This window comes from Candidatus Methylobacter favarea (genome assembly GCF_902806695.1).
Lineage (GTDB): Bacteria > Pseudomonadota > Gammaproteobacteria > Methylococcales > Methylomonadaceae > Methylobacter_B > Methylobacter_B favarea.
In genome coordinates, this window is the sequence record NZ_CADCXN010000057.1 from 1 (window position 1) to 13,554 (window position 13,554).

Below are 13,554 nucleotides of genomic sequence, written 5' to 3' on the forward strand. Positions count from 1 at the left end.
TCCAGCACCGCCGGCCGATCAGCGTTAAGCGCGCGCTCCCATGCATCGGCCAGCTGTTCCGGCTGATCGACGCGCAAGCCGTGTAAGCCGATCAGCTCGGCATAACGCGCATACAGGAAATCCGGCAATTCCTGCGAAGCTTCAAATTTCGGATCGCCCTGCATTGCCCGTTGCTCCCAGGTTACCTGATTCAAATCACGGTTATTCAGTACCATGACCACCAGCCGCGAATCACTCCAGCGCCGCCAGTACTTCGCAATAGTTATCAATTCATTAAGGCCGTTCATTTGCATCGCGCCGTCGCCGACCAGGGCAATCGCCACGCGTTCGGGATGCGCGAATTTTGCCGCAATCGCATAAGGCACGCCCGGCCCCATGGTCGCGAGCCCTCCCGATAACGAAGCCATCATGCCTTGGCGGATTTTCAGATCGCGCGCATACCAGTTGGCGGCAGATCCGGAATCGCAGGTCAGTATGCAGTCATCGGGCAGCCGCGGCGATAGTTCCCAAAAGACGCGTTGCGGATTGATCGGATTAGCTGACTCCATAGCCCGTTCCTCTATCGTTTCCCACCACTTCGCGACATTTTTTTCAATGCGCTCGCGCCAGCTGCGGTCTTCTTTCCTGCGCAAAAGCGGGATCAGCAGTCTGAGCGTTTCGACGCTGTCGCCGACCAGGTTCACTTCCATCGGATAGCGGATGCTGATCATGCGGCCGTTAATATCAATCTGCACGCCGCGCGCCTGCCCTTCCTCAGGCAAAAATTCGGAATAGGGAAAGCTCGACCCGATCATCAGCAAGGTATCGCACTCCATCATCATGTCATAGCTAGGCTTGGTGCCCAGCAGACCGATGGCTCCCGTTACATAAGGAATATCATCAGGCACGGCGGCTTTACCCAGCAAGGCTTTGGCAATGCCGGCCCCGAGCAGGTCAGCTGCCTCGAGCACTTCGTTTGTGGCGTGCAGCGCTCCGGCCCCGACCAGCATGGCCACTTTGCCGCCTGCGTTAAGCACGTCGGCGGCGCGTTGCAATTCTCCGCTGTGAGGAACGGTGCAAGGCGGCTCGTACCCGAGACCTGAATGCACCGTGCCATGCTCGTGAGGCGGCGTTTCGGCATCCAACTCCTGAACATCGTTAGGGATGATAATACAGCATACATTACGCTCAGCTTGCGCAATGCGCATGGCCCGATCGATAATGTGGCGCATTTGCGCGGCAGTCGTCGCCATATGCACGTATTCATGAGCGACATCCTTGAACAACGAAATCAGGTCGACTTCCTGCTGGTAATCTCCGCCCAAGGTCATTCGATTCTGCTGACCGACGATGGCGACCACCGGCTGATGGTCGAGCTTGGCGTCATAGAGCCCGTTCAGCAAATGAATCGCGCCAGGCCCCGAAGTAGCGAGGCATACCCCGACTTCGCCGGTGAATTTGGCGTGCGCGCACGCCATAAAAGCTGCCATTTCCTCATGCCGCACCTGAATAAAGTCGATCTTGCCGTTGGCGCTGTTCAACGCGCCTATAATGCCGTTTATGCCATCGCCCGGATAACCGAATATGCGCTTGACGCCCCAGTCGGATAAACGCTGCACTAAAAAGTCGCTGACATTTTTACTCATGGCGTCTCCTCTACTCACGCTGGCATGCTGAATGCCCGCAGGCGCAGACGTCACTGTTTTGCTGCTCCTCGCAGCTGTCACAGCAGTATGTTTCGCCTGGCTTTACCTGGCAGTTACAAGAGGGATTAGCGCAAGTTGAGTTATCTTGATTCGCCGAGTCGCGGGTTACAGGGTTCATGGCATTCTCCCGGGGAAAAATTTGAATGGCTGGAAAACAAGTCCCTATCTTTATGGTCGGGCCGGCAATGACCAGGATAATACCGGCTGGTTTTGTCTCGCCTGCCGCCCTAATACGTCATGGCTATGGATAAGCTTATTCAGGACTCCGGTTCAGTGGTATTTTTTGTACACGAAATTAATTGCGCTTTATGTACGCCAGGCAACTTAAATTTAAATTATTTAAAGGATGGGTTAGGTCGCTTGCATTTTGATGTCCCGCCTTCAAAGACCCCAGTCAGTTAATCGGGCTGGCATGGATTATTCGCAGGATCAGACGCCAGAGGCGCGGATTTATCAGTCCAGTCTGTCAATTTATCAAACGAGGCCAGTTTAAGGGGTACTTACCACATAGCTGTCAAAAGTGCCATCTTCGCCATATAGATCAAGTTAGTTCAATATAATCAACATACTAACGTTTTTTTTATTTAAACTACCAATAGAGCAAGCCCTAGTGATAGTTTAAAAAAAGCGATAAAGACTCTCTTTAGAGTTATATTTTAATTTAGATAGCTTTTCTATCACAACTACTAGACTCTTATGATAGAAGAATGATCATTGGTTACGCACGCACATCAACGGTCGACCAAATGGCCGGTTTTGAATCTCAGATTACTGACCTTCAAAGTATCGGTTGCGAAAAGGTCTTTCAGGAACAGGTCTCGTCGGTCGGCAACCGGGTACAACTCGATGCCGCATTAGAGTTTGTCCGGGAAGGCGATGTCCTGGTGGTGACCAAACTGGATCGCTTAGCCCGTTCGGTGCGGGACTTAATGACTATAATTCATAAGCTTGAACGTAAACAAGTCGGTTTGCGTATTTTGAATTTGGGCATGGATACCCAAACTACAACGGGTAAGTTAATGTTGACCATTTTAGGTGGCGTCGCTCAATTCGAACGTGAAATGATGCTTGAGCGACAACGCGAGGGTGTCGCCAAGGCAAAAGGGGAAGGCAAATATACGGGTCGAAAACCGATTGACACCACCCGCCAGGCAGCAATTATCCGCTTAAATACTGAGGGTCTGACCAAGGCCGAGATTGCCAATCAGGTTGGCGTGGGTGAAGTTACGGTTTATAGGGTATTGGCTAAAACTAGGAAAGCTTAATATACTGATTATATTGAATTATAATATTACACCGGTCGAAGATGGCGGTTTTTGCAGCTATGTGGTAACTACCCCTATTAGGGGTAGCTGCAGAATTCGGAAAAAATCGTACGCTAAGAGCTGCCACCCCTTTGTTGGTTAGTGTGATGCGACATTAAACTATGCGGGTGCCCGTAACGTGTGCAGCGACTGACGCAGTACGCTGAATGCAGAGTGTAGGAATAGTATGGCGATGAGGCCGCCGACGCCAATGTCAGGCCAGCGCGATGCCAGCAGATAGCTGCTTCCGGCTGCTAACAAAACCCCAACATTCGCAATCAAGTCGTTGCGCGAGCATAGCCAGGTCGAACTCATGTTGAGATTGTCGTCGCGATGCCGATACAGCAGCAAAAAGCATATTAGGTTGGCGAGCAGTGCTAGGCCGCCGATGAGCGCCATCGTTTCGACTCCTGGCATGAGGGGAACATACACTTTATAGGCAGCTTCCCCAAGCACGCCGAGTCCGAAAGCCAACATGAATGCCCCTTTGGCAAGAGCGGCGCCGGCCTGCCAGCGCGCCGAGCGTTCCAGCACGAACAGACTAAAGCCATACACCAAAGCATCGCCCAGCATATCGAGCGCATCGGCCAACAGCGAGGTTGAATGGGCCAGTAAACCGGCCGCGCCTTCGATAAAGAACATTGCCGTATTGATGGCCAGTACGATCCATAGCACGCGACTGTGGCTCCGGCGCATGGCGGTTAACGCACAACTCTTATTTTCACAACAATTGGTCATTTTTCGTCCTCATACTGTCATGCAAGCCGGCAATCCGCCCTGATCCTTGCCCATTTAAAACCCTCTAGTTACTATAGAGTCAAATGCAAAATGCGGATGAGGTGAAACTGTCCCTATGACCAACCGATTGAAAATAGGCGAATTGGCCAGTATGACGGGTTGCCGGGTGGTAACCATCCGTTACTATGAGCAAGAGGGGCTGCTACAGAAGCCAGCTCGCTCGGAGGGCAACTATCGTTTATACACGCATGAACACCTTGAGCGGCTTCATTTCATTCGTCATTGCCGATCGATGGAGATGACGCTCGAAGACATTCGACGGCTGCTCAAATTCCGGGACACACCGGATGAAGACTGCAGCGAGGTAGACGCGTTACTTGATCAGCACATTCGGGAGGTGGCAGATCGGATCAAGCAACTCAAATCACTGGAAAGACAGTTGAGAGACTTGCGGGGTCAATGCCGCAGCGCCCGAGCCACCAAGGATTGTAGAATCTTGCTGAGCCTGTATTCGGAACCAGACGAGCAATCACAACGATAATAGTACATCTGCATTTAAATTGGCCCGATCAGAATTAGAGCGACCCTGCACATTCGACTGTTGGTGTCCGAATGAACTATACCCTAACCTGATGTCAGGTTATGCACTGTTTTGACGTCAGGATAGAGTATGTTTTTGCAAATATTGACACATGCCGCCTAAGGCTATAGAGTTCATCCTGACACTTTTGGTTTTTTGAGGGCTGTTCATTTGCAAGGGCATCGGGTTGGTTACATCAGAGTCAGCTCGTTCGACCAAAATCCGGAACGGCAACTGGAACAGGTCGAGGTCAGTAAGGTGTTTACCGATAAGGCTTCCGGCAAAGACACCGAGCGCCCAGCCTTGGAAGAATTGCTGGCGTTTGTCCGAGAAGGCGATACGGTCGTGGTGCATAGCATGGACCGGTTGGCGAGAAATCTGGATGACTTGCGACGCTTGGTGCAGCAGTTAACCAAGCGCGGCATACGCATAGAATTCGTCAAGGAATGCCTCACGTTCACCGGCGAAGATTCTCCGATGGCCAATTTATTGCTGTCGGTCATGGGGGCGTTTGCAGAGTTCGAACGGGCTCTGATCCGCGAACGGCAGCGCGAAGGCATTGCATTGGCCAAACAGCGCGGCGCTTACCGGGGGCGCAAGAAATCGCTATCGCCAGAACAAGTACTAGAACTCCAGCAGCGAGCCAGTAACGGCGAGCAAAAAGCAAAGTTGGCCCGCGAGTATAGTATTAGCAGGGAAACCCTATACCAATATTTAAAAATTACTGAGTAATTATGTCCAGGCGCTCGGTATTGTCTGCTACGGAGCTGGCCAGTTTACTGGCCTTGCCCGACACTCAAGACGACTTGATCCGCCATTACACTTTCAATGAATCCGACTGGGCCCTGATTCGACAGCGCCGAGGCGACGCTAACCGTCTCGGTTTCGCGGTGCAACTCTGCCTGTTGCGCTACCCTGGTTACGCGTTAGCTGCGAATGCAACTGTAGCGGAATCGGTGATCCACTGGATAGCCGGCCAAATCAAGACCGATCCCAGCGCTTGGCGAAAATACGGCGAGCGCGATGAAACGCGGCGCGAACATTTCCAGGAACTGCGCGGTTATCTTGGATTATCGGCCTTCGGATTATCCGATTTTCGGTTTCTGGTGAAAACGCTGGCCGATCTTGCCATGCAGACAGATAAGGGTGTGGTGTTAGCGGCTCATGCCTTGGAAGGGCTTCGGCAACGCAAGGTAATTTTACCAACGCTTACCGTGATCGAGCGCGCCTGTGCCGAAGCCATCACTCGCGCGAATCGCAGCATCTACCGGGCATTGGCTCAGCCGCTCACAGCGCTGCATCGACAACGGTTCGACGAGCTGCTGAAAATCAAGTCGGATTCCAACACGACTTGGTTGAGTTGGTTACGCCAGTCGCCATTGAAGCCCAATTCCCGCTATATGCTGGAGCACATCCGCTGCGAGACAGGAGTCGAGTAGTCCCCAGAAGCGATAGGGCATGTGTTTTCACGAAGCGGCTTTTGGCGGAGTGAAAATGCAGGCTTTACGACATCGCGTCGAGTCATTGCGAGAATGATGCTGGGTACCCCTTGTTGGGTGCCCAGCGAAAGAAGCAGGACGGCTGGGGCAGCCGCAGGCATGAGCGGTCGCGTGATTTTTGCCGCTTGTTGGGCAGGGACGTCCATAAAAGCTTTCGCAAAAATGGACTAGCGGGAGCATTTGAACAGAAACTTACGCTTTGGGTAAACAAGGAATGCTAATTTTATAAAAAAACAATGTTTTATATCCTCCACAAACACCGCGAATTTGATTGTTTATGGAACAAGTAACTTTAAATATATCTTATTGATAAGGCTAAAAAATAAATCGTAACCGTAATTCTTTGTTCAAATGCTCCCGCCAGTCCGCAATAAACTCCCCTTCCGCTTGAGAGAAGATTTTAATCATTGCCGGATTTACGCCAATATCCATAAGATAATTGCGGGCGGCCATTGCCCGGCCTTGCGCAATCTTTGCGTCCATTGGTCCCGCGATTCGTGAATCTGTAAAACCCGTGATGGCTATAGGGGTGTTGTCTTTCGGTATTTCATCGAGCGCGAAGGCTTCTATATCGCTTGGTTTAAAGGTTGTGCTGTACCGTGGGAACGTCACTTGCAGCATGATTGTATCCATGCCTTCTACGCGGCGCTCGATTGCTTCGAGCTTCGCGTTCAGATCATCGTATGTCGCCCGTGAATTGCTCTTTTTTAGCGCCTGGCGGATTTCGCTAAGTTGTTGCTTCGATAATGCAATAAAAGAAGCAAGATCGTTCTCGTTGCTTGGTTGTACTTTTACTGGTTCCGGCTTGTTGTGCGGTTCAGTCGGGGTTGATAACGGCGTTGAGTAAACATAGGTTTGTGTCGCAGGAACGGCGGTAAACCTGACTGATCGGCCATTGATATTAGCTGTAAAAGTGTTGTAAAGGCGATCCAGGCGATAATAACGGCCTACCTCTTCATACGGAATTGAGTTTCCTTTTTCGTCGTGTAGACTCAAAAAGAATGGTGAATCCGCGCATTCAAGAATGGTACGGTCACTGTAGATGTAGGCTCTCGCGTCCGTTACTGATCCAACAGCGGTATAGTGCGGACTCACGCGGCGCGGTGTTCCGCTGGGTGTAGCGCAGCCGGTGATGGCCGCGCTGATTGCCAATGCTAGGGCGATTTGTTTGATTTTCATCGGCTGTGCTCCCTGTCTTCTTGTTTGCTTTTGCTGCGATTTACTTCACGATCCTGCTTAATCTTTACTTCGGGCACGTTGCCTTTCTCAATGCTATTTACTACGTTCTGACGTACTCGTGATGCAACAATCTCGCGTTGCGCTGGCGAAAGACCGTCCGCTTGCGCCTTTTTATCTATTGCGGCGGCGGCGGCTGCCGCCCCGGCCAGTTCTGGATATTGTTTAACCGCGTCAATAGGGGTTTTATTCGCGAAGGCATCCGCCATCTTTTTGTTGTGGCTCTCCTGCTCATTTTCGCGGGCGCGAACAGGTTTATTCTCGGGTTCGATTTTGTTTTTATTCAAATCCCCAGTGCGCTTCATCAGTTCCGCCTTGTCCTGTTCAGACGGCGAATAACCCTTGATGTGCATTCCTCGTGCCGCTGCTTCAAGCCATACCTCGCGGCGGAATGTCTCTGAACCCGACACCTTGATTTCGTCCCATCCTCGTGCTTCGGCGATCCGCACCATGTTTTCCGCGATACCTTCACTGTTCGAGGTTGTTTCTAGCTTATTGCCTTTGTCCTCGAAAGCTACATAGCCTGTATTTTTCGGGTGATAGAATTTATCGCCGACACGCAGATATTGTTTTTCGATTTCGGGCGGGATCAACGGTTTTATGTCTTGGGTGGCTGTAAAGATTTCATCGGACTCCACCTTGTTACCGCCTTCCGTCGGCTTGGGTTGTGATTGTTGGTTGTTGCTGGCCTTCTGCAACCAGGCTTGTCGTTTTTCCTCTTCGGCCCCCGCGAGCTGTTGTCTTTCCTTTTCAATGTTTGGTTCAACAACATTAAGCCCAAGGGCTTCCTTTGCTTGCGCCGTATCCCGTGCTCTATTGTTTGCGACACGCTCCAATGCTGCCGGATCAATGGCGGCTTGTTTATTTGTGTCTGCGGCCTCTGCTAGAGCTGCGACTTTTTCCGCTATCGGTGATATTTTGGGCGGGTTCCGAACATAACCGGAATACGCTACTTCCAAGCCCATTTTGTAATTGGGGTATTCTTGTGTTTGACTCGACATTACCACTGCGGCTTGTTCTTGCAGCGCCGGGTCTTGGATGCGTAGAAATGTGGTGGCGTCGGCCAGCGCCAGTTTTCTATCCGTGTTTTCACCTACGTCTTGCCCGGCTTGTTTTCTTAATTCGGCCCGGCTCAGAATCTCTTTTAAGCTATCCTGATCAATTCCTGCCTGTATTTGATCTAGCGTTTTGCCATCATCCCGTGTCCATACGCCGTTTTGCTTGCTGATTTGCGATACCTCTCTATCTGCCGTGTAGCCCTGGAAACGTGTAAACCCAAGTTCGTCGGCTTTAGCGATCATTTCGTTTGCCGTTTTGAGCAAATATTTTGCATCCGTGAATGGGTCTTGCACTCCAAAGCGATGCTGCGCTTTCGATAGGTCGTTAGTTAGTCTATCGTCCAGAGTTTGTGCCAGGTTGCCGCTGGTATTGCGTATTTGTTTATCCATTGTGTGCTCCTAATATTACAAAGATTGATTTGCTATGCAGTAATACCCGCTTGTCGGCAAAGATCGTCTGCGTAAGCGTGAAGTGCCGCCTCGTCAAGTTCGCCGGGCTGCGGTGATTCGACCGAAGAAAAGTCGAGAACAAAATTTGCCAGGCTCATCTTGGTGAAGTTCGGTACATCTTTCGGTTCCGCTGACCGATAGATAGACATCACTTGGCCGCTTGGCTTTTGCGGTGAGGTGATTGTTATCGCTATATCGCCGCCTGTGCGTCGATGATGCCGATCCAGGTCAATTAAAGGTACAGGTGCAGCCAGTTCACCGTCCTTGATTGCGCTATTCATTTGATCTTCGGTAGGCAGTTCTGCGCCCAGTGCTTTTAGCTTGCTTGATACCGACTTAAGACGATCTACGAATGCCGGGTCTTTGTAGTACACAACCTTCCTAGCGAGTATCGGCCTTACATTTTCCATTATGACCAGCTCCTTGGTTTGCTCAAGGCTGGTGATTTCTTGCGGTAGCATCAATGCCCGGCGCTGGTCTGACGTGCTTTCGGTGGGCGATTTCTTCCCAAACAAGTGCTTCCCTTTAGATACCGAAACGCCTTTGACTGTTTGATAGCCTAGCCATTCTGATACCTCGTTCGCCGTCTTGATTTCTTTGGGCGACGGCGGGTAAATAATTTGCAAGGCGTGGTTTGTTTGGAATGTTTGGGCGGCGGCGGTTTGATAGACCTCGATCAATTGCCCAGGGCTTTGAATGATTGGCATCATGCGAAGCCCGTATCCTGCAATATAGCTAATACCTTTCGATAGCACTGGTATCTTGCCAATGGCTGTAAACTCATCCATCAATAACATGCAAGTGCGCTTGATGGTTTTATTTTGGTTTGGCAGCTCGCGAGTGTTTAGGTCAATCAATTGTTGAAAGAACAAGTTTAGCAGCGGTGCCATACGTTCAAGATTATCGGGGGTCACGCCTAGATATATCGACATACGCCGCTTTCTTACATCGCGCAAGTCGAAGTCATTCTCACTGGTGGCCGCGTCCACAATCGGGTTCATCCAGAGTTCAAGGCGTGAACGAAAGGAGGTCATTACACCTGCCCGCGTGTTTTCGGAAGAAATGGATATGTAACTATTCAGGGCGCGGACGCATGCGCCGGATAGCGGTTTTCCAGCCTCGATGCGTTCCGTGATGATCTTGGTGAAATATTCCGCTCCGTCCCCTTCAACTAGGGTTTCCCTTAGCACTTGGCCGAGCGTTACGGGTTTACCGGGCGTTTCCGCCAGAAAAAGCACTACACCCAAGAATAAGCTGCGCGGCGTGGCTGTCCAGATTACATCCGTTCCGGCCTGATCCGGGAACAACATGTTAGCGATCTTTTGTACATCGTCGATCCGAAAATTCGGGTCGCTGTTGATGTATGCCAGTGGGTTGTATCGATGCGTTCGGAAATCTGTCGCGGCGGGGTTGAACAAATAACATTCTTGCCCGTATTTATGACGATAGCCGCTTGTGATATTCCAGTTTTCTTGCTTAATATCCAGCACGACCACGCTATCAGGCCAGTTCAGCAGGTTTGGTATCACAATGCCGACGCCCTTACCGCTGCGGGTTGGGGCGGATATGATGGCGTGTTGAGGGCCGCCGAACATCAGATAGCGCTTGCCTAGCTGACCTACGATAATACCCTTTTCGCCGAAAAGCCCTGCTTTCGCGATTTCTCTGCGCGTAGCGAATCGCGCATCACCAAATAAGCTTTTTTTCTCGGGCGCGAAAAACATTAAACCCGGTGACAACACTATCAAGGCGGATATGCCGCTTGCAATGGCGAGCCATTGCTGTATATCTTTTTCGGCTCCGTAGTGATACCAGTATTGATATAACGTTAGTGGTGTTGCTTCCTCGAATTCATGATCATACGCTACCAGAAATATGCCGCCCGCCAGGTAGGCCCATAGCGTCATTGCAACTAACACAAGCAATGTAATGCTCAGGGCTTTAGCCCAACTGTTCATGTTTGAAATTTGGGTCATAGTAGATTTCTCTTAGCTTTCGCTGGTGGTAAAAAAGGATTACATCCAGGGTGGTAAATAAGCGGTGCTTGATATAATTGGTATCAAGATGTGCGCCTGTCCTGCTGTCCTTAATCAATGCCGTCAATTGCTCGAACGCTTCAAAAGCGCCGTTGGCGTGCATTGTTGAGATTGATCCAGGGTGGCCGGTGTTGACTGACTTAATGAATTCCCATGCCTCGTCACCACGTAACTCCGCTAATAAAATTCGGTCCGGTTTCATCCGTAGGCATGATGCCAGCGCTTGTTTGGGCGTGACCTTTGCCCCGCCCTCGTCTTCTCGCGCATAGAACAAATGGACTTTGTTTTTATGCTGACGCAATACCAGCTCATGCACGTCTTCTATCGTGATAAGGCGCTCGTCTGGCGGAATGCTGCGGATCAAGCTCTTTGTTACCGTGGTTTTGCCCGATCCTGTTTTGCCGACAATCAGAATATTGCGATGCTTACGGACGGCAAGATCGAGGAATTCCTTGATCTTGCGTTCCCCTTTGAGTTTTAACAGTTCGTGTTCAAACGGCTGTAACCCATCGTCTACATCCTCACATTGATCAAATGCGCCTTCTGCATCCAATTCATCCAGCGTTTTGTCGAGCAGTGACGGCTTTCTCACTGTGATAGATACCGTATTGGCTTCACACGCGGGCGGAATAATGACTTGTACCCGTTCGCCGGACGGTAGTGCGGCGGACAATACCGGGTGATCTTTGCTAATGGCTTTGCCGTTATAACTGGCTATCAATGTTGCCAGTTGCCGACAATGGTTAAACGATAGTGCGGGCGCTTCAAACTGCGTCCATCCGTTTCGGCCTTCTGTCCAAATTTCGCGTGGGCGATTGACCACCACCTCAGTTAGTGATTCATCATCCAAATACGCTTGAATCGGGGCCAGGTACTCCGCGAGCATGACCGATGATTGTTTATCATCGTCATGGTGCTTTACTGTTTGCAAGGCGCTCATTGTGTCACCTGCAAACCATAAACATCAGAAAAATCCAAATCGCGAGCCACCATAACTTGAATGTGTTCGCCTTGGTTCTTAACAATCGTCGGCGGAATATTTACCTGTGATTCTAGGATTTTTTCTACCACTCGTTGCCCGCCACTGCCGCCGCTGTAAATGTTCGTTGTACCTCCTGAATCGGTTGGTACTGCCCTATTGGCTATCGCCGCTACCGAGTCATGAAGCAATGTAATCAAGATGGCCGCTCCGAAGCGTTCCCAAAAGTGGTTATCAACCCATCCTTCATGCCCGGTTCTGCCGAGCGCATCCGTACCGGGCGAGTTGAGTGAAATTACTACGCCATTAGGAGTTTTTGCGCGCGTCCACAACACGAATATTCGGACTTGACCTTGTTTAATCCCGCCTTGGAATTCGCCCACCAGTTGCGAGCCGCGATCCAATAACAGCACTTGTCCATTGTCCGAATAAACATCACGGGTCAATCGGCAAGTGGTAATGCCAGGCAATGAGCTGTCGAGCGCGGTTTCAAGCGCACAATCTAACGCTGTGCCTTTGGTAATCAGATAGTTCCTATCTGGCAACATGGAGGCGGCTGCCGCCTTCGTGATGGTTGGCTCTAGCCGTGCGGCGAGTTCATTGTTTTGCGAGTTGCCATACTCCGACCAATTCGCCGCTTTTGCGGGTTGCGGACTGACCGCCGCCGGCGTAGCTGCTGCTCCTGTGTTGTTTTGTGTTGGGATTAACAACGTGCCCATCATTTTCCGCTCAGTCCAATCTAATGGTGGTTTGCCATTTGGGCCTACGGTTTTGATTGGTGGCTGCTGCGGCTGTACTACAGGCCTAACCGGTAACGGCGCTGGTTGCGCGGGCATGATTAGCGGTGGCAAATTGTTAGTGACCTGCCCCTTTGATTCCTTTTTTTGAGGTTGTTTGTCATCCTTATTGACTGCCACGATTAGCGCCGCTGCTGCACCAAGAATGAAGACAAAGCCAAGTATCGTGACCAACTTGTTATCGCCTTTTCGGCGATTGACCGACGGCAAATCATTTTCTTCATCAAATTCATTTTCGCGTCCGCGAAAATCGTGGTCTCTTGCTTGTCTTGTCACATCGGCTAATGATTTAGGTTTGTTTTCTTCCGAATCGTTCGCGTTGTTGATGTCGGTAATACTCATTGCTGTTCTCCTTTGATCACACGTTCCACGTCATGCGCGATAGTGCCCGTTGTATTGTCAATACCTCCGTTTATGTCATAGGATTTGTTAATCACGGACGCTACATAAATGCCTTTTCGCAGGATTAAATGCGGCACCAGGCGTTGTATAACGATGGTGTTACCATCAATGACATTGGTATTGATTAGCGCTTCGTTGCCCTCCTGATCGACTGAATATATCGCTGGCATGTCGCGGTTATTGGTGAATGTCAGGTATATGAAGCGCCCATCATCCCGCGCGGCTGTTGGGCTAATCTCTTCTGAACCAGCTACCCAATAATCCAAGTTGTTCACCTGTTTTTTTGCATCGGCCAGCTTGTTTTTGAGGTTCTTTGTTCTAGCTTCCGCCGCCAGTTTCTCTTCTTTTTCCCTTCTCTCCGCATCTTCTTTATCGGGGTAATGAAACGTTAGCGAAAAAATTAAATTGGGGTCCGCCCAAGCCCTGGAATCTTTGGGTGGCTTCGGTTGTACGACTAACGCGAATTGGTATGTTCTTTTGTCAGTTACCACTGTCACATTGGTATCTGCTCGGTCGGCTTGAGGTTTGATAAATAGGTGATTGCCGCGCGGCACTACTTTCCATGCTTGATCGTCCCCCACCGCAACATCTTTTATTGATTCGCCATCATCGAATTGCACATGTGTTGATACACCGTAAAACGTCGAGAGCTTGACTACATTCAACGGGTTGTAATCCACCACCCTTACACGTGGATCGTAATTGCCTTTTCTTGGGGTAATTTCGCCGAACACAATTGTCGGTATCAACATGGCTACTATAAAAAGCTTTTTCATTGTTCCTTCCTCCG

General features: G+C 50.4%; 11 protein-coding genes and 1 pseudogene. 4 read left to right on the forward strand and 8 right to left on the reverse strand.

Annotated elements, in window-relative coordinates; all coding sequences use genetic code 11:
* On the reverse strand, positions 1-1,625 hold a 1,625-nt coding region (locus HUX64_RS07760), incomplete at its 3' end, for a thiamine pyrophosphate-requiring protein (protein ID WP_174625666.1).
* Positions 1,626-2,392: 767 nt separating this feature from the next.
* Between HUX64_RS07760 and HUX64_RS07765 the strand changes: the two genes are divergently transcribed.
* The gene (locus HUX64_RS07765) at positions 2,393-2,950 is read left to right on the forward strand and encodes a recombinase family protein (protein ID WP_174625667.1); all 558 of its coding nucleotides are present in this window, start codon (positions 2,393-2,395) and stop codon (positions 2,948-2,950) included.
* Positions 2,951-3,109: 159 nt separating this feature from the next.
* On the opposite strand, the gene HUX64_RS07770 is transcribed toward HUX64_RS07765, so the two are convergent.
* Positions 3,110-3,685, reverse strand: coding sequence for a cation diffusion facilitator family transporter (locus HUX64_RS07770; RefSeq protein WP_217426463.1), 576 nt, complete (start codon positions 3,683-3,685; stop codon positions 3,110-3,112).
* Between the two features lie 157 nt (positions 3,686-3,842).
* Here HUX64_RS07770 and cadR point away from each other — a divergent pair, with 157 nt between their 5' ends.
* The 3 genes and pseudogenes from cadR to HUX64_RS07785 form a co-directional block, all read left to right on the forward strand.
* On the forward strand, positions 3,843-4,268 hold the full coding sequence (gene cadR / locus HUX64_RS07775; RefSeq protein WP_174625669.1) for a Cd(II)/Pb(II)-responsive transcriptional regulator: 426 nt from the start codon (positions 3,843-3,845) through the stop codon (positions 4,266-4,268).
* A gap of 195 nt (positions 4,269-4,463) precedes the next feature.
* Positions 4,464-5,039, forward strand: coding sequence for a recombinase family protein (locus tag HUX64_RS07780; protein WP_425484253.1), 576 nt, complete (start codon positions 4,464-4,466; stop codon positions 5,037-5,039).
* A 2-nt stretch (positions 5,040-5,041) separates the two neighbouring features.
* A pseudogene (locus HUX64_RS07785) lies at positions 5,042-5,722 on the forward strand (DUF4158 domain-containing protein); the annotation flags it as partial.
* 399 nt (positions 5,723-6,121) lie between these two features.
* On the opposite strand, the gene HUX64_RS07790 reads toward HUX64_RS07785, so the two are convergent.
* From HUX64_RS07790 to virB9, 6 genes are read right to left on the reverse strand one after another with little or no spacing between them, the layout of a single operon-like run.
* Entirely contained in the window at positions 6,122-6,985 is an 864-nt protein-coding gene (locus HUX64_RS07790) for an OmpA family protein (protein WP_174625671.1), read from the reverse strand.
* Positions 6,982-8,490, reverse strand: coding sequence for an LPD7 domain-containing protein (locus HUX64_RS07795; RefSeq protein WP_174625672.1), 1,509 nt, complete (start codon positions 8,488-8,490; stop codon positions 6,982-6,984). The genes HUX64_RS07790 and HUX64_RS07795 overlap by 4 nt, the downstream gene beginning before the upstream one ends.
* A gap of 32 nt (positions 8,491-8,522) precedes the next feature.
* Positions 8,523-10,526: a type IV secretory system conjugative DNA transfer family protein gene (locus HUX64_RS07800; RefSeq protein WP_174625673.1), complete on the reverse strand. Its 2,004-nt coding sequence runs from the start codon at positions 10,524-10,526 to the stop codon at positions 8,523-8,525.
* On the reverse strand, positions 10,492-11,526 hold the full coding sequence (virB11, locus tag HUX64_RS07805; RefSeq protein WP_174625674.1) for a P-type DNA transfer ATPase VirB11: 1,035 nt from the start codon (positions 11,524-11,526) through the stop codon (positions 10,492-10,494). The genes HUX64_RS07800 and virB11 overlap by 35 nt, the downstream gene beginning before the upstream one ends.
* Positions 11,523-12,704, reverse strand: a complete 1,182-nt coding sequence (gene virB10, locus HUX64_RS07810; RefSeq protein WP_174625675.1) for a type IV secretion system protein VirB10 — start codon at positions 12,702-12,704, stop codon at positions 11,523-11,525. Before virB10 ends, virB11 begins: the two co-directional genes overlap by 4 nt.
* A complete protein-coding gene (gene virB9, locus HUX64_RS07815; protein ID WP_174625676.1) occupies positions 12,701-13,540 on the reverse strand; it encodes a P-type conjugative transfer protein VirB9 in 840 nt (279 codons plus the stop codon). The genes virB10 and virB9 overlap by 4 nt, the downstream gene beginning before the upstream one ends.
* Positions 13,541-13,554: the final 14 nt, after the last annotated feature.

Coding starts and splice junctions, on each gene's coding strand:
- HUX64_RS07765 (WP_174625667.1), top strand. CDS start 2,393: ATGATCATTGGTTACGCACGCACATCAACGGTCGACCAAATGGCCGGT.
- HUX64_RS07770 (WP_217426463.1), bottom strand. CDS start 3,685: ATGCGCCGGAGCCACAGTCGCGTGCTATGGATCGTACTGGCCATCAAT.
- cadR (WP_174625669.1), top strand. CDS start 3,843: ATGACCAACCGATTGAAAATAGGCGAATTGGCCAGTATGACGGGTTGC.
- HUX64_RS07790 (WP_174625671.1), bottom strand. CDS start 6,985: ATGAAAATCAAACAAATCGCCCTAGCATTGGCAATCAGCGCGGCCATC.
- HUX64_RS07795 (WP_174625672.1), bottom strand. CDS start 8,490: ATGGATAAACAAATACGCAATACCAGCGGCAACCTGGCACAAACTCTG.
- HUX64_RS07800 (WP_174625673.1), bottom strand. CDS start 10,526: ATGACCCAAATTTCAAACATGAACAGTTGGGCTAAAGCCCTGAGCATT.
- virB11 (WP_174625674.1), bottom strand. CDS start 11,526: ATGAGCGCCTTGCAAACAGTAAAGCACCATGACGATGATAAACAATCA.
- virB10 (WP_174625675.1), bottom strand. CDS start 12,704: ATGAGTATTACCGACATCAACAACGCGAACGATTCGGAAGAAAACAAA.
- virB9 (WP_174625676.1), bottom strand. CDS start 13,540: ATGAAAAAGCTTTTTATAGTAGCCATGTTGATACCGACAATTGTGTTC.